Source organism: Cellulomonas sp. P4_B5_2 (genome assembly GCF_056402235.1).
The window spans coordinates 1-25,946 of the sequence record NZ_JBFUHU010000045.1 but is presented as its reverse complement, the minus strand read 5'-3'; the positions used below and the strand labels follow the sequence as shown (position 1 = coordinate 25,946).

The 25,946-nt window shown below is 73.1% G+C and carries 21 protein-coding genes; 15 read left to right on the top strand and 6 right to left on the bottom strand.

Going from position 1 to position 25,946, the window contains the following annotated elements; all coding sequences use genetic code 11:
- Window positions 1–85: 85 nt before the first annotated feature.
- The 5 genes from AC1DUQ_RS04970 to AC1DUQ_RS04950 form a co-directional block, all read right to left on the bottom strand.
- Entirely contained in the window at window positions 86–625 is a 540-nt protein-coding gene (locus tag AC1DUQ_RS04970; RefSeq protein WP_477061240.1) for an RNA polymerase sigma factor, read from the bottom strand.
- A gap of 57 nt (window positions 626–682) precedes the next feature.
- Window positions 683–2,038, bottom strand: coding sequence for a hypothetical protein (locus AC1DUQ_RS04965; RefSeq protein ID WP_477073472.1), 1,356 nt, complete (start codon window positions 2,036–2,038; stop codon window positions 683–685).
- Window positions 2,035–2,565, bottom strand: coding sequence for a SigE family RNA polymerase sigma factor (locus AC1DUQ_RS04960; protein ID WP_477061242.1), 531 nt, complete (start codon window positions 2,563–2,565; stop codon window positions 2,035–2,037). The genes AC1DUQ_RS04965 and AC1DUQ_RS04960 overlap by 4 nt, the downstream gene beginning before the upstream one ends.
- 105 nt (window positions 2,566–2,670) lie before the next feature.
- The gene (locus tag AC1DUQ_RS04955) at window positions 2,671–4,098 is read right to left on the bottom strand and encodes a hypothetical protein (RefSeq protein WP_477061243.1); all 1,428 of its coding nucleotides are present in this window, start codon (window positions 4,096–4,098) and stop codon (window positions 2,671–2,673) included.
- On the bottom strand, window positions 4,095–4,628 hold the full coding sequence (locus AC1DUQ_RS04950; RefSeq protein ID WP_477061244.1) for a sigma-70 family RNA polymerase sigma factor: 534 nt from the start codon (window positions 4,626–4,628) through the stop codon (window positions 4,095–4,097). Before AC1DUQ_RS04950 ends, AC1DUQ_RS04955 begins: the two co-directional genes overlap by 4 nt.
- Window positions 4,629–4,856: 228 nt before the next feature.
- Between AC1DUQ_RS04950 and AC1DUQ_RS04945 the strand changes: the two genes are divergently transcribed.
- The 4 genes from AC1DUQ_RS04945 (at window position 4,857) to AC1DUQ_RS04930 (ending at window position 10,134) form a co-directional block, all read left to right on the top strand.
- The gene (locus AC1DUQ_RS04945) at window positions 4,857–7,151 is read left to right on the top strand and encodes a sodium-translocating pyrophosphatase (RefSeq protein WP_477061245.1); all 2,295 of its coding nucleotides are present in this window, start codon (window positions 4,857–4,859) and stop codon (window positions 7,149–7,151) included.
- Between the two features lie 63 nt (window positions 7,152–7,214).
- Window positions 7,215–7,877 carry a ThuA domain-containing protein gene (locus tag AC1DUQ_RS04940; RefSeq protein ID WP_477073471.1) on the top strand — a complete coding sequence of 221 codons (663 nt, stop codon included), beginning with the start codon at window positions 7,215–7,217 and terminating at the stop codon, window positions 7,875–7,877.
- Between the two features lie 18 nt (window positions 7,878–7,895).
- The gene (locus AC1DUQ_RS04935) at window positions 7,896–8,591 is read left to right on the top strand and encodes an endonuclease/exonuclease/phosphatase family protein (RefSeq protein ID WP_477061247.1); all 696 of its coding nucleotides are present in this window, start codon (window positions 7,896–7,898) and stop codon (window positions 8,589–8,591) included.
- A gap of 7 nt (window positions 8,592–8,598) precedes the next feature.
- Window positions 8,599–10,134, top strand: a complete 1,536-nt coding sequence (locus tag AC1DUQ_RS04930; protein ID WP_477061248.1) for a DUF7059 domain-containing protein — start codon at window positions 8,599–8,601, stop codon at window positions 10,132–10,134.
- A gap of 126 nt (window positions 10,135–10,260) precedes the next feature.
- On the opposite strand, the gene AC1DUQ_RS04925 is transcribed toward AC1DUQ_RS04930, so the two are convergent.
- The gene (locus AC1DUQ_RS04925; protein ID WP_477061249.1) at window positions 10,261–13,200 is read right to left on the bottom strand and encodes a glycosyl hydrolase; all 2,940 of its coding nucleotides are present in this window, start codon (window positions 13,198–13,200) and stop codon (window positions 10,261–10,263) included.
- A 226-nt stretch (window positions 13,201–13,426) separates the two neighbouring features.
- On the opposite strand from AC1DUQ_RS04925, the gene AC1DUQ_RS04920 reads away from it, so the two are divergent.
- From AC1DUQ_RS04920 to AC1DUQ_RS04870, 11 genes are all read left to right on the top strand, one after another.
- Window positions 13,427–14,602: an efflux RND transporter periplasmic adaptor subunit gene (locus AC1DUQ_RS04920; RefSeq protein WP_477073470.1), complete on the top strand. Its 1,176-nt coding sequence runs from the start codon at window positions 13,427–13,429 to the stop codon at window positions 14,600–14,602.
- On the top strand, window positions 14,595–16,487 hold the full coding sequence (locus tag AC1DUQ_RS04915) for an ABC transporter permease (RefSeq protein WP_477073469.1): 1,893 nt from the start codon (window positions 14,595–14,597) through the stop codon (window positions 16,485–16,487). Before AC1DUQ_RS04920 ends, AC1DUQ_RS04915 begins: the two co-directional genes overlap by 8 nt.
- Before the next feature lie 26 nt (window positions 16,488–16,513).
- Window positions 16,514–17,401 (top strand): hypothetical protein, encoded by an 888-nt coding sequence (locus tag AC1DUQ_RS04910; RefSeq protein ID WP_477061253.1) that lies wholly within the window; start codon window positions 16,514–16,516, stop codon window positions 17,399–17,401.
- The gene (locus AC1DUQ_RS04905; protein ID WP_477061254.1) at window positions 17,394–19,298 is read left to right on the top strand and encodes an efflux RND transporter periplasmic adaptor subunit; all 1,905 of its coding nucleotides are present in this window, start codon (window positions 17,394–17,396) and stop codon (window positions 19,296–19,298) included. The genes AC1DUQ_RS04910 and AC1DUQ_RS04905 overlap by 8 nt, the downstream gene beginning before the upstream one ends.
- A 114-nt stretch (window positions 19,299–19,412) precedes the next feature.
- Window positions 19,413–20,243: a pyrroline-5-carboxylate reductase gene (gene proC / locus AC1DUQ_RS04900; protein ID WP_477061255.1), complete on the top strand. Its 831-nt coding sequence runs from the start codon at window positions 19,413–19,415 to the stop codon at window positions 20,241–20,243.
- Window positions 20,243–21,250, top strand: coding sequence for a LacI family DNA-binding transcriptional regulator (locus tag AC1DUQ_RS04895; RefSeq protein WP_477061256.1), 1,008 nt, complete (start codon window positions 20,243–20,245; stop codon window positions 21,248–21,250). Before proC ends, AC1DUQ_RS04895 begins: the two co-directional genes overlap by 1 nt.
- Before the next feature lie 15 nt (window positions 21,251–21,265).
- Window positions 21,266–21,604 (top strand): cupin domain-containing protein, encoded by a 339-nt coding sequence (locus tag AC1DUQ_RS04890; protein ID WP_477061257.1) that lies wholly within the window; start codon window positions 21,266–21,268, stop codon window positions 21,602–21,604.
- Between the two features lie 97 nt (window positions 21,605–21,701).
- Window positions 21,702–23,282: a xylulokinase gene (locus AC1DUQ_RS04885; protein WP_477073468.1), complete on the top strand. Its 1,581-nt coding sequence runs from the start codon at window positions 21,702–21,704 to the stop codon at window positions 23,280–23,282.
- On the top strand, window positions 23,279–23,989 hold the full coding sequence (locus AC1DUQ_RS04880; RefSeq protein ID WP_477061259.1) for an L-ribulose-5-phosphate 4-epimerase: 711 nt from the start codon (window positions 23,279–23,281) through the stop codon (window positions 23,987–23,989). Before AC1DUQ_RS04885 ends, AC1DUQ_RS04880 begins: the two co-directional genes overlap by 4 nt.
- Window positions 23,986–25,488 carry an L-arabinose isomerase gene (araA, locus tag AC1DUQ_RS04875; protein ID WP_477073467.1) on the top strand — a complete coding sequence of 501 codons (1,503 nt, stop codon included), beginning with the start codon at window positions 23,986–23,988 and terminating at the stop codon, window positions 25,486–25,488. Before AC1DUQ_RS04880 ends, araA begins: the two co-directional genes overlap by 4 nt.
- 110 nt (window positions 25,489–25,598) lie before the next feature.
- The coding region (locus tag AC1DUQ_RS04870) for a hypothetical protein (RefSeq protein ID WP_477073466.1) at window positions 25,599–25,946 on the top strand (348 nt) is incomplete at its 3' end.

Genomic DNA, 25,946 nt, shown 5'->3' with positions numbered 1-25,946 from the left:
CGCCCGGTGAGCGAGGAGACGTCGAAGGGCGCGTCGTCGGGGCCGGTGTCGACGGCGTCGTGCAGGGCACGGGAGAGGTCGGGGCTCATCGGGTCACTCCTGTCGGGACCAGCTGGATGTCGAGGGTGTGCGCGTCGGGCATCGGCCCCAGCAGGGACTCGAGCTGCCGGATCGCGTCGAAGAGGTAGCGCTTGACGGTCCCGTCGGAGACCTCCAGGCGGCGGGCGATCTCCGGCACGGTGAGGTCGTCGTAGAACCGCAGCACCACGCAGGCGCGCAGCCGCGGGCGCAGGGTCAGCAGGGCGGTCTGCACGTCGAGCCGGGCGGTGCTCGCCGGGGTGTGGTCGGCGGTGTCGTCGTCGCGGGCGAGCAGGTGGCGCACCGCGGTCCAGCGGGCCGTGCGGCGGTGGCCGTCGAGGAAGATGGTCAGCACCGCCCGGCGCACGTAGGCCTCGGCGGCCGCCCGCTCCCGCAGCGGACGACCCTGGCTGAAGCACCGCACCAGCGCGTCCTGGACCAGGTCCTCACCCTCGCGCTCGTCGCCCGTGAGCAGGGTGGCGTAGCGCACCAGCGCACGCCCCCGAGCCCGCACGAGCTCGTCCAGAACCTGTTCCCAGGCCGTCATGCCACCTCCCTGTGGTGCCGTCATCTTCCTGGACGACCGGGGGGTGTGAACCGTTGGTCAGCTGAGGGTCAGGACGAACGGCGTGCCGATGACGGCGGGCTGGGTGCCGTGCTCGCCGGACGTGCCGCGCAGCTCGCCGCCGGCGCTCCGCAGCTCGACCCCGGTGACGKCGATCCGCGGATAGACCTGGTACGTGCCCGGAGGGAGAGGGCGTCCGTCGCACCCCTGTCCGAGAGACGCGGCGCCGTCGACGACGAGGCCCGCGGCATGGCTGAGGTCGACCGGCGGCGAGAAGTAGTCGGTGTACGGGTCGGCAGCGACGGCGATGCCGTCGCGCACGACGATCAGGTCGAGGGAGTCGCGGACACCGGCCAGCGCGTGGCCGGGGCCTGAGTAGACGAGGGTGCCGGCCAGCTGGACGGGCTCGCCGACGGCGACGGTGGACGACGCGGGGGTGGCTGTGAGCCTTAGCTGCGGCGAGCCGCCGAGATCGGCGGGCATGGGCGCACCGCACGCCACCTCCGGGTTCGCGCTGCTCAGGGCGGCCAGGGGTGCGTCGGAGGAGGGGCGAGGACTCGGGGTCTGGGCGGAGCCGACCACCTCGAACGCGACCGGGTCGCCGACCACGGCCGCATGGTGGGCGTCCGCGCTCGCGTCCAGGTCCTCGAGGGTCTGCGTGGACCCGAGGTCGGGCGTCGCGACGTCGATCGTCGACACCTCGGCCCACGGCCGGACCTCGTAGCTGCCACCGGGCAGAGCCCGCCCGGAGCTCGTGCCGCCGTCGCCCGGGTCGCACACCGAGAGCTCCAGCCAGCCTGCGTACGTCACGGGTGCCGACTCGCCGCCGAAGTCCTGGTGGTCCAGGCCGACGTCCTCGCCGTCGTAGACGTTCCCGACGGCGACGACGACGCCGTCGCGGCTCACCACGAGACGCGGCCCGGTGGCCGGGCTGATCAGGCTCACGTCCCTCACGAAGCTGAGACCGACCTCCGCCTGCACGCCGAGCGGTTCGCCGGCGCCGATCGCCGGCACGGGGACGACGACCGAGGTCTGGGCCGCGTCCGTGAGAGGCAGCGACGTCGGCGAGCTCACGAGCGAGCCGCAGACCCCGAACGGCAACCCCGGGTCCCCCGTCGGCATCACCACCTGTGCCGTGGTCGGTGTCGGGGTGGTCGTCGGCGAGACCGGGTGCGCCGGCGGCTCAGGGGTCCGGTCCGGCAGGACCGCGAACGCCGCGCCGGCGAGGAGGACGATCCCGGCGGCGGCGCCCCCGGAGACGAGTGCGGCGCGGGTACGGCGGCGGTGCCGGACGCGGGTGACGATCTGCTCGACCGGGAGCCGGGTGGACGACCGGTGCGAGGCCTCCACGCGGGCGGCGAGCTCGTCGAGCGCGGTCTGCAGGTCGTGGGTCATCGCCGTCCTCCGTTCGCGATGGTGGCGACGTCCTCGGTCAGCAACCCCGGCTGCGGCCCGAGCAGGGGTTCCAGCCTGTGCCGGGCGTCGGACAGGTACCGCTTCACGGCGCCGCCGGAGATGCCGAGGCGGTGGGCGATCTCGGGGAGCGTGAGGTCGTCGTAGAACCGCAGGACGACGCAGGCTCGCTCACGCGGGGACAGCACGGCCAGTGCGCGGGCGACGTCGGCGCGGTCACCGGCGGCGGCGTGCTCGTCGCTGTCCCGGGTGTCCGCCAGCAGGTGGGTGACCTTCGTCAGCCGCGCCTTCGAGCGGTACCCGTCCAGGTAGGTGTTCAGGATGACCCGTCGGACGTAGGCCTCGACCCACTCGACCTCGTGCGGTCGGCGTCGGGTGTAGCAGTTGACCAAGCCGTCCTGCACCAGGTCCTCGGCGGCGTGCGCGTCCCCTGTCAGCAGGTACGCGTACGCGACCAGCGCCGACCCGCGCGACGCCACCAGTGCGCCGAGCTCCGACTCCCAGCTCACCCGTGCTCCCGTCCCGTGTCACCGTCGCCCGTCGCCCACCCAGACGCCTGTCACATCGGAACGGTTGGGGGTGAACATGATGCCCCCGGACGGAGGGCGCCAGGACTAGGTGAGCGTGACCGTGAACGGTGCTCCCAGCGTGACCGCGTACCCCGAGCTGGTGTCCTGCAGCGGCACGGTCTCGGACGGCAGCCGGACGACGGGGGCGGAGAAGATCCAGCCCGGGTACACCTGGTAGACGCCGGCCGGCAGGGGGTTCCCGTCGCTCAGCGGCTGCTCGACGCCGGAGATGCAGGAGGTCAGCACCCGCTCCTCCTCCGAGAAGGCGAGAGGTGCACCCGCGCCCAGGTCGACCACGGAGAACGCGTCGTTCGCCTGGACGGTGGTACCCACCACGATCCCGTCGCGCACGACCCAGTACTCGATCGCGTAGTAGCCGAACGCGCGCAGCCGGCCCGGTCCGGTGTACTGCACGGTGCCGCTGGCRCGCAGCGGGGACCCGGCGGCGAACGTCGTCGCCTGCGGGGTGACCTGGAGGTCGAGCATCGCCGTGCGGACGGGGGCAGCGGGCGCCGGGCCGTCGCACGCGGGCCGAGCCGCGGTGGTCGTCGCGTCGAGCGGGACGTCCGAGCCGGGCGCCGCGAGCTGCTCGTCGGCCTCACCTGTCACGGTGACGGTCGCCGGCTCGCCGAGGGCCGTCGCGCGGGCAGCGCCGTCGAGAGCCGCAGCCTGCTCGAGCGGGAGGGTCGCCTGCGCCAGCTCCTGGGGGATGTCCGCGAAGCCGTCGAAGGTGACGACCGCGGCCCAGGGCCGCAGCTCGTAGGTGCCCGCCGGCAGCGGACGTCCCGGGGTCGCCGTACCGCCGTCCGCGGGATCGCAGACCGTGAGGTCGAGCGCGCCGCGGAACCAGGCAGTCTCGCCCTGGTTGCCGCTGCGGCCGGACATGGCGTCGTACGTCCCGGCGTAGAAGCCCGCGGTGCCGACGACGACGCCGTCGCGCACGACGGCGACCCGTGGTCCGCCGTCGGGCACGGCGAGCACCAAGGACGCGCCGAGCTCGGGGTTGCGTTCGACCTCGCCGCCGACCGCCAGGTGCCCGCCGGACGGCATCGAGGACGCGTCCGGCGCCACGCGCGCGACGACGCGGGTGTCCACCGGGTCGGCCGGTGCCGACGTCGCCAGCGAGCCGCAGGTGCCGAAGGGCAGGGCCGGGTTGCCGACCGGCAGGACCACCGGCGCGACGGTCGGCGTCGTGGTCGGCGAGGGCGCAGGGGTCGTCGTCGTGACCGACGGGGACGGGGTGATCGCCGGGGGAGCCGGACTCGTGCGGTCCGGGAGGAGCGCGAACGCGGTCCCGGCGACGATGACGACCGCGGCGGCCGCGCCACCGATCGCCACGGCGGCACGGGTGCGTCGGCGGGTACGGGCACGTGCGGCGATCCGGGCAACGGGCAGCGGCGCGCGCCCGAGGCGGTGGCTCTGCTCGGCGCGGTCGGCCAGCTCGCCCAGGGCCGACTCGAGGTCGTGGTTCATCGTCCGGCTCCCTTCGCGATCGTGGTGACGTCCTCGGAGGACAGGCCAGGTTGGGGACCAAGGAGCGGTTCGAGCTTGTGGCGGGCGTCGGACAGGTACCGCTTGACCGCCCCCGGGGACACCCCGAGCCGGCGGCCGATCTCGGGCAGGGTGAGGTCGTCGGAGAACCGCAGGACGACGCAGGCGCGCTCGCGGGGGGACAGGACGGTGAGTGCTCGCGCGACGTCGGCGCGGTCTCCGGCGGCGGCGAGCTCGTCGTCCGCGGCCTCGGGCGTCGCGATCAGGTGGGTCACTGCGGCGAAGCGACGTCGTGCCCGGTAGGCGTCGAGGTAGGTGTTCAGGATGACTCGTCGGACGTAGGCCTCGACCCACGTGACGTCGTCCGGCCGGCGGCGGGCGTAGGTCCGCACGAGCCCGTCCTGCACCAGGTCCTCCGCCGCCGACATGTCCCCGGTCAGCAGGTAGGCGTACGCGACGAGTGCCGACCCCCGCTCGGCGACGAGCCGGTCCAGATCGTCCTCCCAGCTCATGGTCGACCTCCTTGGTCGGGGCAGCGCTGCCCTCACCTGTCCAGACGCCCTCACCGCCCGAACGGTTGGGGGTGAAGCCGATCGTCCCGCCGTTCGAGGTCCCGGTCACCCGTCTGCGCCCTGGTGCGATCCACGTCACATCTCGTGGCTAGACTCGCCCAGTCGCGCAGCAACGGGGCTGTGGGACAGGCGTGGTCAGGGGGGCCTCGCTGAGTCCGAGGAGGATGCATGGTCGAGCTCGGGTCAACGAGCATCACGATCGTCAGTGTCATCGCGGCCGTCGCGGTCGCGTCCCTGCTCATCGCCGTCGTCCTGCGTCGTCAGGTGCTCGCGGCCGGTGAGGGGACCGAGTCCATGCGCGAGATCGCGCGCGCGGTCCAGGAAGGGGCATCGGCGTACCTGAGCCGGCAGTTCCGCACCCTGGCCCTCTTCGCGGTCGTCGTCTGCGCCCTGCTGTTCCTGCTGCCGGGCGACAGCGGTGTCAAGATCGGTCGCTCGGTGTTCTTCCTGATCGGCGCCGGGTTCTCCGCGGCGATCGGGTACCTGGGCATGTGGCTGGCCACGCGGGCGAACGTCCGGGTGGCGGCGGCTGCGTCGGAGGTCGGTGGGCGTGCGGAGGGCGCGCGCATCGCGTTCCGGACCGGCGGGTTCGTCGGCATGAGCGTCGTGGGCCTCGGTCTGCTCGGCGCCGCGTCCGTCGTGCTGATCTACCGGGCGGAGGCACCGGCCGTGCTCGAGGGCTTCGGCTTCGGTGCCGCGCTCCTCGCCATGTTCATGCGCGTCGGCGGCGGCATCTTCACCAAGGCGGCGGACGTCGGCGCCGACCTGGTGGGCAAGGTCGAGCAGGGCATCCCCGAGGACGACCCGCGCAACGCGGCCACGATCGCCGACAACGTCGGCGACAACGTGGGCGACTGCGCCGGCATGGCCGCGGACCTGTTCGAGTCCTACGCCGTCACGCTCGTCGCGGCGCTCATCCTGGGCAAGGCGGCGTTCGGCGAGCAGGGGCTCGTGTTCCCGCTGGTCGTCACCGCGATGGGTGCCCTGGTCGCCGTCCTCGGCGTGTTCATCACGCGGGTGCGCGGCGCGGAGAGCGGCCTCAAGGCCATCAACCGCGGCTTCTACACCTCCGCCCTGGTCGGCGTCCTGCTCTCCGCGGTGGCGGCGTTCATCTACCTGCCGTCGTCGTTCTCGGAGCTCACGGGCGGCACGGCCGGCCTCGAGTCCCACCCGGGCGACCCGCGGCTGATCGCATCGGTGGCCGTGGCCATCGGCGTCGTGCTGGCGGGCGTCATCCTCTGGGTCACCGGCTACTTCACCGGCACCACCAGCAAGCCCACCCTGCACGTCGCGCGCACCACGCTCACGGGCGCGGCCACCGTGGTCCTGTCCGGCATCGGGGTCGGCTTCGAGTCGGCCGTATACACCGCGGGCATCATCGCGGCGGCCATCTGCGGCGTCTTCCTGCTGGCCGGTGGCTCCGTGTCGCTGTCCCTGTTCCTCATCGCGCTCGCGGGCTGCGGTCTGCTGACCACGGTCGGCGTCATCGTCGCCATGGACACGTTCGGGCCCGTGAGCGACAACGCGCAGGGCATCGCGGAGATGTCCGGCGACGTCACGCCCGAGGGCGCACAGATCCTCACAGACCTCGACGCCGTGGGCAACACCACCAAGGCCGTCACCAAGGGCATCGCGATCGCGACGGCCGTCCTGGCCGCGACCGCCCTGTTCGGGTCCTATGCGGACGCGGTGCAGAACGCCTTGCGGACGGCGGGTCAGGCGGGCGACGAGCTCACCGCGGCGATGCTGAACTACAGCATCATCAGCCCGGTCACCCTGGTCGGCGTGATCCTCGGCGGCGCGACCGTGTTCCTGTTCTCGGGCCTGGCGATCGACGCCGTGACCCGGGCCGCGGGGGCCATCGTGTTCGAGGTGCGTCGCCAGTTCCGCGAGCACCCCGGGATCATGACGTACGAGGAGCGACCCGAGTACGGCAAGGTCGTCGACATCTGCACCCGCGACTCGCTGCGCGAGCTGGCGACACCCGGTCTGCTCGCGGCCTTCGCACCCATCGCGGTCGGGTTCGGCCTCGGCGTCGGCCCGCTCGCCGGGTTCCTCGGCGGGGCCATCGCGACCGGCGTGCTCATGGCGGTCTTCCTGGCCAACTCGGGCGGCGCCTGGGACAACGCGAAGAAGATCGTCGAGGACGGCAACTTCGGCGGCAAGGGGTCCGACGCCCACGCGGCGGCGGTCATCGGCGACACCGTGGGCGACCCGTTCAAGGACACCGCCGGTCCGGCCATCAACCCGCTGATCAAGGTGATGAACCTCGTAGCGCTGCTGATCGCGCCGGCCGTGGTCGCCATCTCGGTGGGGACCGACGCCAACCAGACRGCGCGCCTGTCGATCGCCATCGCGGCCGCGCTCGTGGCGGGCGGGGCCGTCGTGATGTCCCGCTTTCGCGCCGCGCGAGCCGACCGGGAGGACCTGACCCGCGAGGCTGAGAAGGCGCTCGCACGCTGACGCACGACGACGATGCCTCCGGCCCCGGCCGGGGGCATCGTCGTGCGTGCAGGAGGAGGACCGATGCCCCACGCGCTCGTGCTCGCCGGCCACGGCCGTTACGAGGACCCGTGGCACGACGCCGCGGCGGTCGCCCACCGGCTGGCCGGGCTGCTGGCGCAGGACGGGGTGGACTGCACGATCCGCGGCACCCTCCCGTCCGCGCTGGACGACGTGGACCCCGACCTGGTGATCGTCGCCGCAGGCCGGGGCCGGCCGGATCCCGACTTCGACGGCACCGACGACGACTGGACGCCGTTCCACGACCGGCTCGCCGCGCTGGTCGCCTCGGGTGTCCCCGTGCTCGGGCTGCACCAGGCGGCGAACGMGTTCCTCGACCGGCCCTCGTGGGCGTCGACGCTGGGCGGGCGGTGGGTCGAGGGGACGTCCTGGCACCCGCCGCTCGGGCCATCGGTCTTCCGCGTGGTCGAGCCGTCGCACCCGGTCACCGCCGGGCTGTCCGTGGTGGAGGCGCCGGACGAGCGGTACCTGTCTCTGGAGGTGTCCCCGGACGTGCACGTGCTCGTCGTCGCCGACCATGACGGCACCGCGCACCCGGTCGTCTGGGTGGCCCCCGGCCCAGGTCGCGTGGTCTACGACGCCCTCGGCCACGACGCCCGGTCGTACGGCTCGCCGTYCCGCGCGCAGCTGTTCCGGAACGAGGTCCGCTGGTTGCTCGGCCGCTGAGTCCGACAGGATGACCCGGTGACGACGAGCCCCGACGCCGGCCGCCTGCGGGTCATGACGTACAACCTGAAGGGTCTGCAGCTGTCCCGAGCGGACGCCGTCGCGGTGGTGCGCATCGCGGCGCCCGACGTGCTCGGCGTGCAGGAACCCCCTCGGGGGCTGCTCGGCCGGTGGCGGATGTGGCGGTTCGCCCGCGACGTGGGCCTGCGGACGGTGGTGAACGGCCGCGGCGCCCGGACGACGGCTCTGCTGGTCGCGTCGGGTCGCTCGGTGTCGGACGCGCGCGCGCTCAAGCTGGTCAACCTCGCCGGCCGCACCCGACGCGGCGTGGCCATGGCCACGGTCGGCGGCGTCCGGTTCGTCGTCGTGCACCTGTCGCTCGTCCGCGACGAGCGGTCCGCGCACCTGTCCGACATCCTGCTCGCCCACGTCCCCGCCACGCGGACGGTCGTGCTCGGCGACCTCAACGAGCGTCCGGGCGGGCCCACGTGGAAGCGCCTGTCCAGCGTGCTGGTCGACTCCGACCCGGCCGGTGACCCCACGTTCCCCGCGGTCGACCCGCTGCACCGGATCGACGCGGTCTTCGCGTCCCCCGACCTCGGCATCGAGGCCGCGCGCGTCCCCTCCGGCCCGCCCGTCCTGCGCGGCAGCGACCACCGCCCGCTCGTCGTCGACCTGCTCCTGGACCCGGGAGCCGGGACGGTGCAGGGATGATGGCGGGGTGGTCCTGCAGCCCGCGCCCGGTGCGCCCCTGACCGATGCCGCCCTCGTCGCGGCGCTCCGTGACGACCTGACCGCCGCCGGGTACGGCGTGGCCCGCGTGGAGGACGTGCTCGGGCCGGTCGCCGCGGACGCCCTGCACCGCGAGGAGCCGGTTCCCGCGCTGCGTGCCACGGCAGCGTCTGACGACGTCGTCGCGGCGCTGGTCCGCACGTTCCTGCTCGGGTCCACCACGCCGCGGCGGCTGCTCGAGCGAGCGCTGCCCACGCTCACGGTCGCGGGCGCCGAGCGCCTGGGCATGGTGGAGTCCGACGGCGACGACGTGCGTGCGCGGGTCGACCTGCGTCCGTACGCGGCGGTCGACGGCGGCGGCGAGGTCGACTGGTGGATCGCGTCGGACCTCGGCGAGCTGGCGACCGGGTCGGCCCTGCGCACCGACCATGTGCTCGGCGTCGGCGGGGCGTCGACCACGCTGGCGCAGGTCACCGTGCGCGACGACCGCGACCACGTGCTGGACCTCGGCACCGGCTGCGGCATCCAGGCCCTGCACGCGTCGCGGCACTCGCGCCGGGTGGTCGGCACCGACATCTCCCGGCGCGCGCTCGCGTTCGCGCGGTTCAACGCGACGCTCGCCGGGGTGGAGCTCGATCTCCGCAAGGGGTCGATGCTCGAGCCGGTCGCCGACGAGCGGTTCGACCTCGTCGTGAGCAACCCGCCGTTCGTCATCACGCCGCGGACCCCGGGGATGCCGTCGTACGAGTACCGCGACGGCGGGCGTTCCGGCGACGCGATCGTGCGCGAGCTCGTCGAGGGCGTCGGCGCGGTGCTGGCGCCCGGGGGAGTGGCGCAGCTGCTGGGCAACTGGGAGGTGCGCCGCGGCGAGGAGTGGCACGAGCGCGTCGGGTCGTGGCTCGACGCCAGCGGGCTGGACGGGTGGGTGGTCCAGCGCGAGCTGCAGGACCCCGCGCAGTACGCCGAGACGTGGATCCGCGACGGCGGCACGACACCCGACCGCGACCGTTCCGCGTGGGCGGAGCGCTACGGGCAGTGGCTGGACGACTTCGCGTCGCGGGACGTCGAGGGGATCGGGTTCGGCATCGTGACCCTGCGCAAGCCGCTCGGGGCTGCGTCGCTGCGGCGACTCGAGGAGGTCACGGGCTCGGTCCGGCAGCCGCTGGGGCCCGCGATCGCCGAGTCGCTGGCCGCAGACGACTGGCTGCAGTCGATGACCGACGACGACCTCGCCGCCCAGCGCCTCGTCGTCGCGCCCGACGTCACCGAGGAGCGGTACCTGACGCCGGGCGACCCCGACCCGCAGGTGGTCCTGCTGCGCCAGGGCGGCGGGTTCGGCCGGGCCGTGCAGGCCGGGACCGCGCTCGCGGGGTTCGTCGGGGTGTGCGACGGCGAGCTCACGGTCGGCCAGATCGTCAACGCCCTGGGCGCCCTGCTGGAGGTCGGCGCCGACGCGGTCGCGGCGGACGTCCTCCCGTCGGCCCGCGGCCTGATCCGCGACGGCCTCCTGCTGCCTGCCGCCTGAGTCATCACGTCCGCACTGAGGTGGGTGGGAACCCACTCGAGTGCGGACGTTGCCGCTTCCCACACCGCAACGTCCGCACTCGAGCGGGTTCAGACCCACCCGAGTGCGGACGTCAGCGAGGGTCAGTCAGTGGAGCACCACGTCGTCGAGCACGTGGGTGCCGGCGTTGAAGTACAGGTTCACCTTCTTCACGTCGGCCAGCTGCGCGCCGCAGTCGGCGGTCAGGGTCTCCAGGTCGACGACCACGTCGGCGGTCGGCCCGGAGATCCAGCCCACCTGCGCGGTCTCGCACCAGGTCCACGACGAGCCCACCTGCAGGGCCGCCTTGGTGTCGAACCCGGTGGTGGACACCACGTCGAACGTCACCTGGGTGCGCCCGGTCCAGTCGCCGACCGCTGGGCCGAACCCGAACCAGCCGCCGTCGGGTGACGACGCGCTGACGGTGAGCGACCCGCCGGTCGCCGAGACGGTCCCCTCGCCGACCGGTCCCCAGCCCTGGGCGCCGTCGGTGAAGTCGGAGAGCACCACGGGTTCCAGCGGGCTCGGCCGGTGGTCGTACCGGTCGAGGTACCCGGCCATGTCACCGCGGGTGACGACCTTGAGCACGCCGTACCTGGTGGCCGACGACGGCACGACGATGCCGGTCTCGGTCGCCCACGCGATCGCGGAACCGTACGGGTGCCACGACGGGACGTCGGTGAACGCCTCGGGTGCCGCCGGCTCCGGTGATCCCGCGAGCCGCCAGAGCAGCTCGGCCGCGTACGAGCGGTCGAGGGGTGCCTTGGGCAGGAACAGCGGGATCCGGGTGTCGACGAGCTTTTCGTGCGCGAGCCACTCGATCTCCTTGAAGAAGGCGTGCTTCTTGGGGACGTCGAGGAACGTCGGCCACTTCGCCGTGGGGACGAAGGTGGCCTCCGAGTACCGGTAGAGCAGTGACGCCACGGCCTCACGTGTCTCCGGCCTGGTCGGGCGGAACGTGCCGTCCGCGTAGCCGTCGTCGAGACCCTGGTCGTGCAGCCAGAGGATGCTCTCGAAGTTCGGCGAGCCCGGGAGCACGTCGGAGAACAGCGGCGGCGGCTCGACACCCGGCAGGGCGGCGATGTCGTCGACCACGATGCTTCCCGACGAGGCGCCGGTACCGTCGTCGGCCGCGTTGACGTAGATGTTGAACTGCGAGATCGCCTTGAGGTCCGCGTCGGTGATCCGCCGGTTCGCGTTGGCGGTGTCCCAGGGGGCCGGTCGCCAGTCGACGAACGGGATGGTCACCACGGAGGGGTCGGTGCCCGCCAGCGACGGGTACGCCTCGTAGGAGACCCCGCCGGCGACGAGCTGGAGGACCATCTTGTTGCCGGAGCCGTCGGGGTCGACGCGAAGCGACAGCTCGTTGAACGCCGACCAGTCGCCGCTGATCTGCCGGCCGAACCCGGTGTAGGTCTGGGTGGCGAAGTCGTAGTCCATCCGCAGCCCCTGGGACGGGCCGCTGCTGTCCAGGGAGAGCGTGTTGGCGCCGTAGGAGACGTACTCGGCCCGCAGGGCGGTGTCGTCGCCGTAGCCCTCGTAGTTGTCGACGATGCCGGGCCCGAACGTCGGTCGCGGTCCGAGGACCACCGACGCGCTGTCGGTCAGCATCTCGACGCCGTCGACGATCACGTGGACCTCGAGCGTCTGCGTGCTGTTGTCCAGCTGCTCTGCGGGGATGTCCCACGGCGCCGACCACCAGAGGCCGTCACCGGGGGAGAGCTCGATCTCGGTGCCGCCGACGGTGGCGTAGACGCGGTCGGCGTCGACGTTCTGGACGGTCGCGCGGACGGTCGTCGGTGACGTGGCCACCCGGGCGCTGTCCGCGGGGGACGCGATGTGCAGGACCGGACCGGTAGGCGTCGTCTCCACGGGCCGGTCGAACGCCCCGGTGACCTCGTCGGCGAACAGCGTGTACGGGTCGGCCGCGTACTCCTGGAAGTCCGGCAGGAGGGCGTCGCCGGTCACGGGGACGTAGTGCTGACCCGCGTCGAAGTTGGCCCACGTCAGCATGTACGCGTTGCGGCTGGCCTTCGGGTCGGCCTTGATGGCGGCCAGCACCTTGGTGAACCACTTCTCGGGGCTGGAGCCCGTGGTGCCGACGCCGTTGGTCACGCCGAACTCGGTGAACGCGGAGACCTTGCCCTTGGAGTCCGCGAGGTCGGCGATCATCCCGAGGTCCGCCACCAGCCCGTCGAGGAACGCCTCGGAGCCGGTGTTGTCGTACGCGTCGAGGCCGAAGACGTCGACGAACTCGTCACCCGGGTACGTGCGCAGGTACGTCTCGGCGTTCCCGCCGAAGCCGCTGCCGGGTCCGAACGCGTAGAGGAAGTTGGAGACGCCCTTGACGTCTCGCAGGTACTCGACCGTGTACCGGAACAGCTCCTTGTACTCGCCGGGGGAGCCGAACGCGGCACCCCACCAGAACCAGGAGCCCGCGTTCTCGTGCCACGGCCGGAAGATGATCGGGATGAGGTTCCCGTCGGCGTCGCGCGCCCCGTCGGCCGTCGCCGCGATGGTGTCGAGGTACGCGGTGAGCTCGGCGTTCTTCGGTCCGCCGGGCAGCACCGCGCGCAGGGTGTCGCCCGTGGTGTCGTAGAAGCTGCCGCCGGTGACGAAGTTCTCGATGTGCGCGGACAGGGTGTTGATCCCACCGAGCTCGTGGGCCTTGACGAGGTGGCCGTCGAGCGCGGCGATGTTCTGCTCGGTCGTGTTGCTCGCGGAGCCCGGGGCCTCGTCGCCCTGCAGGATCAGCGTGTCCCAGCCGAAGACCGCGGGGTGGTCGCCGGTCATGTTCGCGACGTCGGACTTGATGCCGTCGGCGCCGGTGAACGTCAGGCCGTAGGACGTCGTGTGCTGGTGGCCGAACAGGATGCCGTCGCCGCGGACGTCGTCCAGGTAGCTGAACAGGGAGCGGGTCGCGGCGCTGGCGTCCGGGTCGACGATCGTGACGGTCTCGGCGGCCAGCGCGGGGATCGAGACGATCCCGCTGAGGGCCGCGGCGGTGATCCCGGCGGCGAGGGCGCGCGACAGATGACGGTTCTTCATTGAACCTCCTGGGTCGTCCCGCCCCCGGAGCCGGCATCCGTGGACGAGCACTGGAACAGACTTAGTCAAGTTACCAAAGAAAGGATCTATCGGACAGGTCCGAAACGATTGCGTGCCCGCTCCCGGCGGCGATCCACAGGTGGGGCACAGGTCAGTGCTACGGGCGGCCCAGCGCGCGTCCCTACGTTCGGCCCAGGTCACAGGACCGGTCGACGTGAGGACGGACATGCAGCACGTGTGGAGGCGGACGACACCGCTGACGAGGACGGTCACCGCCGCGRTCGTCATCGGGCTCGTCGCAGCGGGAGTCTGGTGGTTCGGGATCAGGGACGCAGCAGCCGCGTCGGGGGAGCCGGTCGCGCGGACCGTGGCGACGAGCCTGACGACGATGCAGAAGTCGGTCAGCGGCAGCGGGACGCTGACGCCGTCGGTGCAGCAGGACGTGAGCTTCGAGGTCAGCGGCACCGTGACCAGCGTGCCCGTCGCGGTCGGGCAGACCGTGACGGCCGGGCAGACGCTCGCCACGGTCGACACCCTGCAGCTGAACGCGGACCTGCTCCAGGCGAAGGCGACGCTGGCGGGCGCGCAGGCCAAGCTGGACGACGCGAGCGGCTCGGCCCAGGTCGCCGCCGCCCAGGCCCAGGTCGACGTGGCGCAGTCCGGCGTCGACACCGCGCAGACCGCGATGGACGGCGCGACCCTGACGGCGCCGGTCGCCGGGCTGCTCACCGCGGTCACCCTCGAGGTCGGTGACGCGGTGGGCAGCAGCTCCGTCCCGTCGGCCGGCGGCGACACCGCGTCCGCGCAGTTCACCATCGTGGGCACCGAGGGGTGGCAGGTGGACGTGACGGTCTCCGACGCCGACATCGCGCTCATCGAGGTCGGAGACCAGGCCGAGGTGACGCTCGACGGCGCCACGGAGCCGGTGTTCGGCACCATCAGCGAGATCGGCCTGCTGTCCACCAGCGACTCCGGCGTGGCGGCCTACCCGGTCACCGTGGCGGTCACGGGGGACCAGGAGGGCCTGCACGACGGCGTCGCCGCCGAGGTCGAGCTGGTCTACGAGCGCCGCACGGACGTGCTCACGGTGCCCAGCCTGGCCGTCACCACGGCGGCCGACGGGACGACCACGGTCGAGCAGGTGGGTGCCGACGGCGAGACCGTCGACGTGCCCGTGACGGTCGGCGAGACATCCGGGAGCGTCACGGAGATCACCGAGGGACTGGCCGAGGGCGACGAGGTCGTGCTGGCCACGTTCACCCCGGGGTCGGGCGGCAGCGGTCGCCAGGGCCAGGGCGGCACCGTGCCGGAGGGCTTCCCGGAGGGCTTCCCCGAGGGCGGCTTCCCCGAGGGCGGCTTCCCCGCAGGTCCGCAGCAGCAGGGCGGTTCGACGAATGGCTGAGCTCACGATGTCGATCGCCGCGCCGGCCCGGGCCGACAGCAACGAGCCGGTCATCGACCTCGTCGGCGTCACCAAGACCTACACGTCCGGCAGCATCGAGTTCGAGGCCCTGCGGGGCGTCGACCTGCGGATCGACCAGGGCGAGTACGTCGCGGTCATGGGGCCGTCCGGGTCGGGCAAGTCGACGCTGATGAACATCCTGGGCTGCCTGGACACCCTGACCAGCGGCTCGTACCACCTGGCCGGCGAGGACGTGGGGGAGCTCGACGAGATCGACCTGGCCGACATCCGCAACCGCCGCATCGGGTTCGTGTTCCAGCAGTTCCACCTGCTGCCGTCGCTCTCGGCGTGGCGCAACGTCGAGCTCCCGCTGGTCTACGGCCGCGTGCACGCACCGGTCCGCCGGGACCGGGCCGCCGCGGCGCTGACCCGGGTCGGGCTCGGCGACCGGATGGACAACCGTCCCGGCGAGCTCTCCGGAGCCGACGGGCAACCTCGACTCGACCTCCACCCGGGACGTCCTGGGGCTCTTCGACGAGCTGCACGCGCAAGGTCGCACGATCGTCCTGATCACCCACGAGGCCGAGGTGGCCGAGCGCGCCGAGCGGATCGTCCGCGTCCACGACGGGCTCATCGTGTCGGACGGTGCCCGATGACCTGGACCGAGACCCTGCGCACCGGCTGGTCGGCGGTGACCTCGCACGCGATGCGCTCGATCCTCACCGTGCTCGGCATCCTCATCGGCATCGCCGCGGTCATCCTCACGGTCGGCCTCGGGCTCGGCACGCAGAAGGACGTCAGCGAGCAGATCAGCCAGCTGGGCAGCAACCTGCTCATCGTCAAGCCCGGCAGCAGCACCAGCACCGAGGGCGTGCGCGGGGGCTTCGGCTCGCGCACCACGCTCACCACCGCCGACGCCGAGGCGCTCGACTCGTCGGTCAACGCGCCCGACATCGGCAAGGTCGCCGCCGAGAAGACGACGTCCACCTCGCTCGAGGCCAACGACACCAACTGGACCACCGGCGTGGTCGGCACCAGCACGGACTGGCTCGACGTCCGCGGCCGCACGCTCGCCACCGGGTCGTTCTTCACGGCCGACGACGAGGCCGACCGGGCCGCGGTCGTCGTGCTCGGACCGTCCACCGCGGAGGAGCTGTTCGGCTCCACGCGGGTGGTCGGCCAGACGGTGACCATCGGCGACACCGACCTGCGGGTCGTCGGCGTGCTCGAGGCGGAGGGCGCCAGCGGCGACAACGACCTCGACGACGTGGCCGTCATCCCGATGTCCACGGCGGCGGACACGGTCGTCGGCGGCCAGGACCGCAACGCGGTGTCGACGATCTACGTCCAGGCGGCATCGACCGACCAGCTGAACGCGGCGTACCAGGAGGCGGAGGCGCTGCTGCTCAACCTGCACGGGATCACCGACGCCGACAGCGCCGACTTCACCATCAACAGCCAGGACGCCCTGGTGTCCACGGCGACCGCCGTCTACAAGACCCTGACCGTCCTGCTCACCGGCATCGCGGCCCTGTCGCTGCTGGTCGGGGGCATCGGGGTCATGAACATCATGCTCGTCTCGGTCACCGAGCGGACCCGCGAGATCGGTCTGCGCAAGGCGCTCGGCGCCCCGCCGTGGGCCATCCGGCGGCAGTTCCTGGTCGAGGCCACGGTGCTCGGCCTGGCCGGCGGAGTGCTCGGCGCGGTCCTCGGGATCGCCGCGGCGCAGATCCTGCCCGGCCTGCTGGACACCTCCGTCGTCGTCTCGGGCGCGGCCGTGGCCGGGTCCGTGGTGATCGCCATGGGCATCGGCCTGGTGTTCGGCGTCTACCCCGCCACGCGTGCCGCGCGCCTGGCCCCCATCGACGCGCTGCGCGCCGAATGACCTCCCCCTTCCTGAAGGAGCCCTCCATGTCCACCCTGACCACGCGACTGCTTCCCGCGCTCGCTGCGGCCTCGGTCCTCGTCCTCGCCGGCTGCTCGGCCGGCCCCTCCGAGGCGGCCGCACCGACCACCTCGGCCGCACCTCAGCAGCAAGGCGCAGACGACGCCCAGCGACCCGGGCCCGGCGGGGGTGCGTCCGGCGAGATCGCCTCGGTGAACGGGACCGTCATGCAGGTGCGGTCCACCGACGCCCAGACCGCGGTGACCTGGACCGACACGACGACGTTCTCCGCGACGGTCGCCGGGTCGCTCGCCGACGTCACGGTCGGCGCGTGCGTGGTGGCCGTCTCGACCGCGACCAGCGGCGACGCGACCGACACGTCCGCTCCGCTGGAGGCCGCCAGCGTCCAGCTCACCGAGCCGGCCGACGACGGCACCTGCACCGGCGGCTTCGGTGGCTTCGGCGGCGGCGGACCCGGCGGCGGTGGCCGTCCCGACGGCATGCCGACGGACATGCCGTCGATGCCGGCAGGCGAGCTGCCCGACGGTGCTCCGACCGACCTGCCGTCCGGAGGCCCCGGCGGCTTCGCCGGCTTCGGCGGCCTCGCCACCGGCAAGGTCACCGCCACCGACGGCAGCACCCTGACCGTCGAGGCGACCGGCCTGGACGACGCCACGACGACGCGGACGGTCACCGTCACCGACGCCACCACCTACACGACGACGGTCGCGGCCGACGCGTCCGCGATCGTCGTCGGACAGTGCGCCACCGCCCGCGGCGAGTCCGACGACAGCGGCAAGGTGACCGCGACGAGCGTCACGGTCTCCGCGCCGACCGACGGCGAGTGCTCGACGGGCATGCTCGGTCGCGGCTTCCCCGGTGCGGGCGCACAGGGCGACGGTTCCGATGCCTGAGCGCGCCGTACGCCCGTCCGTCGCGCTCCGCCGGCGGGCTCGTCGGCGCCGGATCGTCGGGTTCGGCGCCGCGGGCGCCCTGGTCCTCGTGGCCGGCGGCGGCGGCGTCGCCCTCGCTGTCGGGGGTTCCGCCGACGAGCGGTACCGCACCGCCACCGCCGAGCTGTCGAGCGTCGAGCAGGTCATCGACACCGTCGGGACGGTCGCGTCCGCCAGCCGCCGGGACGCGGCGTTCTCCGTGGACGGCACGGTGGCCACCGTGAGCGTGTCGGTCGGCCAGGTCGTCGCTGCCGGCGAGGTGCTGGCCACGCTGGACACCGAGGCGTTGCAGGACGCCGTCCAGAAGGCCGAGGCGGACCTCGCGGACGCCCAGCAGCAGCTGAGCGACGACCTGGACTCGCAGACGGCATCGAGCTCGACGTCGACGTCCTCGACCTCCTCGTCCTCGACCTCGTCGTCGGCCCCGACCGCTGCGCCGACGACCGAGCCGACCCCCGGGGCGGACCCGCGTGGCGACTCGTCGGATCCGGCGGTCGCGAAGGCCGTGGCCGACGTCCAGCAGGCGCAGAAGGCGCTGCTCGACCAGTACCAGGTCACCGCCGACGCGCTGGCGAGCAGCGGCGAGAGCGTCACGGCGTCGCAGGCCTCGTGCGCGGCGTTCCTCGCGGTCGTCGCCGGCGACGTCGACAGCCCCGACCCGGAGCCGTCCCCGGAGCCGACCGATCCGCCCGCCGACGAGGCTCCGGCCGAGGACCCCGACGCCACGGCCGATCCCGACGCCACCGCCGATCCCGACACCTCCGCCGTCGAGCAGGCGCTCGCCGACTGCCAGGCCGCCCTGACCGGTGCTCTGGACGCGCAGACCGCGACCGATGCCGAGCAGCAGGCGCTCATGACCCTCGCGAGCGCGCTGGACCAGGCGGTGCAGGCGTTGCAGAGCGCGGTGGCGGCGTCCTCCTCGTCGAGCACGAGCCCGTCGACGAGCACCCCGTCCGCCAGCAACCCGTCGACGAGCACGCCGTCGACGAGCACCCCGTCGACGAGCGCGCCCTCCACCAGCACCCCGTCGACGAGCGCGCCGTCGACCAGCACGCCGTCCTCCTCGTCGGGAGCCACCACGTCCGTGGCCTCCGCGGCGACGATCGTGGCCGACCAGGCGGCCATCGACCTCGCGCAGGCGAACGTCGCGCTCGCGCAGAGCCGGCTCCCGTTCGCGACCCTGACCAGCCCGATCGCCGGCACGGTCGCTGCCGTCTCGCTGGCCCCGGGTGACTCGGTCACCGCCTCGTCGACCACCTCCGTCATCACGGTCCTCGGCCCCGACGGCTACACGGTCACCACCAGCGTCCCGCTCACGAAGATCGACATCGTCACGGTCGGCCAGACCGCCCAGGTGACCACGCCGAGCACCGACGCGACGCTCACGGCCACGGTCAGCAGCATCGGCGTCCTCGACACGTCGACCACCGCCGACCCGGCCTACACCGTCGAGCTCGCCGTCGACCCGACCGAGGAGACGCTGTACGACGGCGCCTCCGCCCAGGTCCGGATCACGGTCGCCGGCGCCGACCAGGTGCTCACCGTGCCGACGTCTGCGGTCCACGTCGACGGCGCCACGGCCACGGTCCAGGTGCTCGAGGGCGGCGTGCCGACGGAGGTCACGGTCACGCGCGGCGCGGTCGGCACGGAGCGCACCGAGATCACCGACGGTCTGTCCGCCGGCGACGAGGTGGTCCTCGCGGACCTCGACGAGCCGATCGAGACCGGGACGTCGACGACGACCGGGCTGTCGGGCCTGGGCGACGACGCGACCGAGATGACCGGCCCTCCGGGCGGCTTCGTGATGGACGGCAGCGGCGGGCCGCCGGCCGGCTTCGCACCGCCCGGGAACGGCTGAGACAGGCCCCAGGGATCCGGGTGGGCTCGGATCCCTGGGCGTCGGCCCCGGCGTCCGTCCGGCGTGGATAGGCTCGCGGCGTCGCCCTCCGGCGGCACGGACGGGAGGACCACGATGACCGACGAGCCCACCGCCGACACGCCGCGCGTCGCGGTGCTGGGCGGCGGTGTGATGGGGGAGACCCTGCTCAGCGCGCTGCTGACCGCAGGCTGGACTGCCGAGCAGGTCGAGGTCACCGAGCGGTACGCGCCGCGGGCCGAGGAGCTCGCCGCCCGCTACGGGGTCCGCACCGGCTCGTCGAACGCGGAGGCCGCGGCCCGCGCCGTCGTCGTGCTCCTCGCCGTCAAGCCCAACGTCGTCGCCTCGGTCCTGGACGAGATCAAGGACGCCCTGCGCGGCGGCGAGCTGGTGGTCAGCGTGGCCGCCGGCCTGCCGATCGCCACCTACGAGAAGCGGCTCAACCCTGCACAGCCGGTCGTGCGGGTCATGCCCAACACGCCCGCGGTGGTCGGCAAGGGGGCCAGCGCCATCGCCCCGGGCACGCACGCGAGCGAGGGGCACCTGGCTCTCGTCGAGAAGATGCTCGGTGCCACCGGGCTCGTGGTCCGGGTGGAGGAGAAGGACCTCGACGCGGTCACCGCCATCTCCGGCTCCGGGCCCGCGTACGCGTTCTACCTGATCGACGCGATGGCCGAGGCCGGCGTGCTGCTCGGCCTCACCCGCGACCTGGCGACGAAGCTCGCCATCGCGACGGTCGAGGGCTCCGCGGCGCTCGCGGCCCAGTCCGGCGACCACCCGGCGGTGCTGCGCGAGCGGGTGTCCTCCCCGGGCGGGACCACGGTCGCCGCGGTCCAGGTGCTCGACGCCCACGGCGTCCGCGCCGGGGTCGTCGCGGCAGCCGAGGCCGCGCGCGACCGCTCGCGTGAGCTCGGCAAGCAGTACTGATGAACGCGTCCGCGCGTCCGCCGGCGATGAGCGACGTCGCCGCGCTCGCGGGCGTCTCGCACCAGACCGTGTCGAGGGTGCTCAACGACCATCCGAGCGTCCGCCCCGAGACGCGCGAGCGGGTCAACGCGGCCATCGTCCGGCTGGGCTACCGCCGCAACAGCGCGGCGCGCACCCTGGTCACCCGCCGCTCCGGGACCCTCGGCGTGGTCACCCCGGCCACTGCGCTGTACGGGCCGACTAGCACGCTCGTCGGGCTCGAGGAGGCCGCGCGGGTGGTCGGCTGGTACGTGTCGGTGGCGACCATCCGCCAGTTCGACGGCGACACGATGCACACCGCGATCGAGCACTTCCTGGGCCAGGGCGTCGACGGCATCGCGATCATCGCGCCCACCACCGAGGTCGCCCAGGCGATCGCCGCCCTCGCGTCCCCGGTGCCGGTGGTGCTCATCTCGTCGGCGTCCGACGTCCCGCCCGTCGCGCACCTGCACGCGGTCGGTGTCGACCAGCGGCACGGCGCCCGGCTGGCCACCCAGCACCTGCTCGACCAGGGTCACACCGAGGTCGTCCACGTGGCCGGCCCGCAGGACTGGTTCGACGCGCAGGACCGGCTCGCCGGGTGGCGCGAGGTGTCCGGGCCGGGCGCCCCGGAGCACATCGAGGCCGGCTGGGACGCGGCCGACGGGTACGAGCTCGGGCTCCGGATGGCCCGTGAGGGGGTGCCGTCGGCGATCTTCGCGGCGAACGACCAGCTGGCCCTCGGGCTGCTGCACGCGTTCTGGGAGACGGGCGTCAGCGTGCCGTCGGACGTCGCCGTGGTGGGGTTCGACGACGAGGTCGGCGCCGCGCACTACACGCCCCCGCTGACCACGGTCCGGCAGGACTTCGGCGCGCTCGGGCGGCTGGCCGTCAGCTCCCTGCAGTCCGCGTTCGCAGGCGAGGTCGTGGCGCGCCGGCAGATCCCGGCGGAGCTGGTGGTGCGCGCGAGCTCGGTGCGACCGGCGTAGTCCTACGCTCGGGTCATGATCGACATCGCCGACCTCGCCGAGCAGCACCTGGACGCGGCCCGCTCCGACCCGCACGGCCGCTCGGCCGGGATCGTGGCGCACGACGGCGAGCTGCGGCAGACGATCCTCGCGCTGACCGCCGGTTCGAGCCTCGGCGAGCACAACTCCCCGAACGCGGCGACGCTGCAGGTCCTGCGCGGACGGGTGCGGGTCGAGTCTCCCGACGGGGACGTCGAGGCGAGCACCGGCCACCTGTGGGTGCTCACGCACGAGCGGCACTCGGTGCACGCGGTCGAGGACAGCGTCTTCCTGCTCACGACGCTCACCGGGGTCGGTCGCGCGTCCCACGGCTGAGCCTGGGCGGGTGGACGGCGCGCTCGATGTTAGCGCTAACATGTGTTCCGGCCGCTGGCGTCCGCCGCGGTCCTCGTCGCAAGAGCGGAGCCGCGTGATGACGGTCGATCCCCCCGGAACCGACCCCCGGACGGCCATCGAGTCCGGCGCGACGACGCTCGGCATCGAGCTGGGCTCCACCCGCATCAAGGCCGTCCTCATCGGTCCCGACCACGCTCCGCTGGCCAGCGGCAGCCACGACTGGGAGAACCAGTTCGTCGACCGCGTGTGGACGTACTCGCTGGATGCCGTCTGGACCGGGCTGCAGGAGTCCGTCGCCGCGCTGCTGGCCGAGACCGAGCAGAGGTACGGGGTGCGTCCGGCGCGGCTGCAGGCCATCGGCATCTCCGCGATGATGCACGGCTATCTCGCGTTCGACGAGGCCGACGAGCTGCTGGTCCCGTTCCGCACCTGGCGCAACACGACCACGGGCCGCGCCGCCGAGGAGCTGACCGGGCTGTTCGGCCACAACATCCCGCTGCGCTGGTCGATCGCGCACTTCCGCCAGGCCGAGCTCGACGCCGAGCCGCACGTGCCGCAGGTCCGCTTCCTCACCACGCTGGCCGGCTATGTGCACTGGAGGCTGACCGGCCGCAAGGTGCTGGGCGTCGGCGACGCCTCGGGCATGTTCCYGATCGACACGGCCACGAACGCCTACGACGCGACGATGCTCGCCACCTACCCGGGCGCGGACCTCGCGCCGCTGCTGCCCGAGATCCTGCTCGCCGGCCAGGAGGCCGGTCGGCTGACCGAGGCCGGCGCCGCGCTGCTCGACCCGACGGGCACGCTGCAGCCGGGCATCCCGCTGTGCCCGCCCGAGGGCGACGCGGGCACGGGCATGGTCGCGACGAACTCCGTCGCACCCCGCACCGGCAACGTGAGCGTCGGCACGAGCATCTTCGCGATGGTCGTGCTGGAGAAGCCGCTCACGCAGGTGCACCACGAGCTCGACCTGGTCACCACGCCCGGCGGCGACCTGGTCGCGATGGTGCACTGCAACAACGGCGCCAGCGAGCTCGGCGCGTGGGCCGAGCTGTTCGGCCAGTTCGCCACCGCGCTGGGGCAGCCGACCGGCCCGGACGAGGTGTTCGGGGCCCTGCTGCGCGAGGCGCTGGCGGGCGACGCCGACGGCGGCGGGCTGCTGGCCTACAACTACCTGTCGGGCGAGCCGATCACGGGCCTGTCCGAGGGGCGGCCGCTGTTCGTGCGCACCCCCGACAGCCGGCTGACCCTGGCCAACTTCATGCGCACCCAGGTCTACAGCGCCTTCGGCACGCTCAGCCTGGGCATGCGCGTGCTGCGGGGCGAGGGCGTCGAGCTCGACGCGATGTACGCGCACGGCGGTCTGTTCCGCACCGCCGGAGTGGCGCAGCGGCTGCTCGCCGCGGCGGTCGGCGCACCGGTCACCGTGGGCAGCACCGCGGGCGAGGGCGGCGCGTGGGGGATCGCGGTGCTCGCCGCGTACCTGAGCGCGGCCGACGAGCAGGACCTGAGCACGCACCTGACCACCCGCGTGTTCGGCGACGCCGTCTCGGAGACGGTCGCGCCGGGCCAGGACGACGTCCGCGGCTTCGACGCGTACCTCGAGCGCTACAGCGCCGGGCTGGCGATCGAGCAGGCCGCGGTGGAGGCGCTGTGAGCACCGAGGACCTGGTCCAGCAGACGCGGACCGTCGTCGCGCAGCTGCACGCCGAGCTGCCGCGCTGGGGACTGGTGGTGTGGACCGCCGGGAACGTGTCGCAGCGGGTGGTCGTCGGCTCCGCTCCCGGTCCTGCCGACCTGTTCGTCATCAAGCCCTCCGGGGTCACGTACGACGAGCTCACCCCGGAGGCGATGGTCGTCTGCGACCTCGACGGGAACCTGGTCGACGGCACCCGCGCACCGTCCAGCGACACCGCCGCGCACGCCTACGTGTACCGGCACATGCCGTCCGTCGGCGGCGTCGTGCACACCCACTCCACGTACGCCACCGCCTGGGCCGCCCGCGGCGAGCCGGTCCCGTGCGTGCTCACGATGATGGCCGACGAGTTCGGCGGTGACGTGCCGATCGGCCCGTTCGCGCTCATCGGCGACGACTCGATCGGCCGCGGCATCGTCGAGACCCTGCAGGGTTCCCGCAGCCCCGCGGTCCTCATGCGCAACCACGGGCCGTTCACCATCGGCCGCGACGCCAAGGCCGCCGTCAAGGCGGCCGTGATGGTCGAGGAGGTCGCCCGCACCGTGCACATCGCACGGCAGCTGGGCGACACGATCCCGATCGCGCAGTCGGACATCGACTCCCTCTACGCGCGTTACCAGAACGTCTACGGACAGCAGCCCACCCACACCCCGGAGAGCGACTCATGACCAAGCCCTACGCCGACCGCGAGATCTGGTTCCTCACCGGGAGCCAGGGCCTGTACGGCGAGGAGACGCTCCGCCAGGTGGCCACGCAGTCGCAGGAGATCGCCCGCGTCCTGGGCGACACGCTCCCGGCGAAGCTCGTCTGGAAGCCGGTGCTCACCGACTCCGACGCGATCCGCCGCGCCGCGCTCGAGGCCAACGCCGACGACTCCGTGATCGGGGTCATCGCGTGGATGCACACGTTCTCGCCGGCCAAGATGTGGATCGCGGGGCTCGACGCGCTGCGCACCCCGCTGCTGCACCTGCACACCCAGGCGAACGTCGAGCTGCCGTGGGACACCATCGACTTCGACTTCATGAACCTCAACCAGGCCGCGCACGGCGACCGCGAGWTCGGGTACATCGCGACCCGGCTCGGCGCCGCGCGCAAGACGGTCGCGGGGCACGTGTCCAACCCGGCCGTCGTCGCGTCGATCGACACCTGGGTGCGCGCGTGCGCGGGCTGGGCCGCCACGCACGAGCTGAAGCTCGCCCGGTTCGGCGACAACATGCGCAACGTCGCCGTGACCGAGGGTGACAAGACCGAGGCGGAGCTGCGGTTCGGCGTCTCGGTGAACACGTGGGGTGTCAACGACCTCGTGGCGGCCGTGGACGCGGTGGCGTCGGAAGACGTCGACGCGCTCGTCGCCGAGTACGAGGAGCTCTACGACGTCGTCCCCGAGCTGCGGGCGGACGGCGACCGGCACGAGTCCCTGCGCTACGGCGCCCGCCAAGAGATCGCGCTGCGCACCCTCCTCGAGTCGCTGGGGGCCAAGGCGTTCACGACGAACTTCGAGGACCTCGGTGACCTCCGCCAGCTCCCGGGCCTGGCCGTCCAGCGGCTCATGGCCGACGGCTACGGGTTCGGCGCCGAGGGTGACTGGAAGACGGCCATCCTCGTCCGCGCCGCCAAGGTGATGGGCGCGGGCCTGCCCGGTGGCGCGTCGCTCATGGAGGACTACACCTACGACCTGACTCCCGGCTCGGAGCGGATCCTCGGCGCCCACATGCTCGAGATCTGCCCGACGCTGACCACGTCGAAGCCGACCCTGGAGATCCACCCGCTCGGCATCGGCGGCAAGGAGGACCCGGTCCGCCTGGTGTTCAACGCCGATCCCGGCGTGGGCGTCGTCGTCTCGCTGGCCGACATGCGCGACCGCTTCCGGCTCACCGCCAACGTGGTCGACGTCGTCCCGCCCACCGCCGACCTGCCGCACCTGCCGGTCGCGCGGGCCGTCTGGGAGCCCCGCCCCGACTTCCGCACGTCCGCGGAGTCCTGGCTGACCGCCGGGGGAGCGCACCACACCGTGCTCACGACCGCGGTCGGTGTCGAGGCGTTCGAGGACTTCGCGGAGATCGCCCGCACCGAGCTGCTCGTCATCGACGAGGACACCACCCGGCGCGGCTTCCGCGACCAGGTGCGCTGGAACCAGGTCTACTTCCGCCTGGCGCAGGGGTTCTGACCGATTCCTCCGAACGGGTGAGGAAATCCCCAGTTATTGCCGCGCGCAACTCTGGTGCTTAGCGTCATGACATCGCACGACGACGGGGGACCACGGTGGACGTGCAGGGGGTGTCGGGGAGGACCTGGCTGCTCCGTGCGCTCCTCGCGGTCGGCGCGGGCCTCCTCGTGACTCTCGGCTCGGCGCTGTGGTCCGCGGAGCCCGCACATGCGGAGACGCCGGCGGAGGGCGACGTCGCGACGGTCACCGGCCTGCTGACGGTCGTCGCCGACCGCGCACCCGTGGCGGACCTCGTGGGCGGGGTCGCTGCACCCGTCGCCGACGCGGCCGACGTCCTCGGCGTGGTCGCCGTACCGGTCGCCGGTGCCGTGGCGCCCGTGGCCGACGCCGTGGGCGTGGTCGCCGCCCCGGCGGCTCCGGTGCTCGCGCACGTGGCCGAGGTCGCGGCTCCGGTGGTC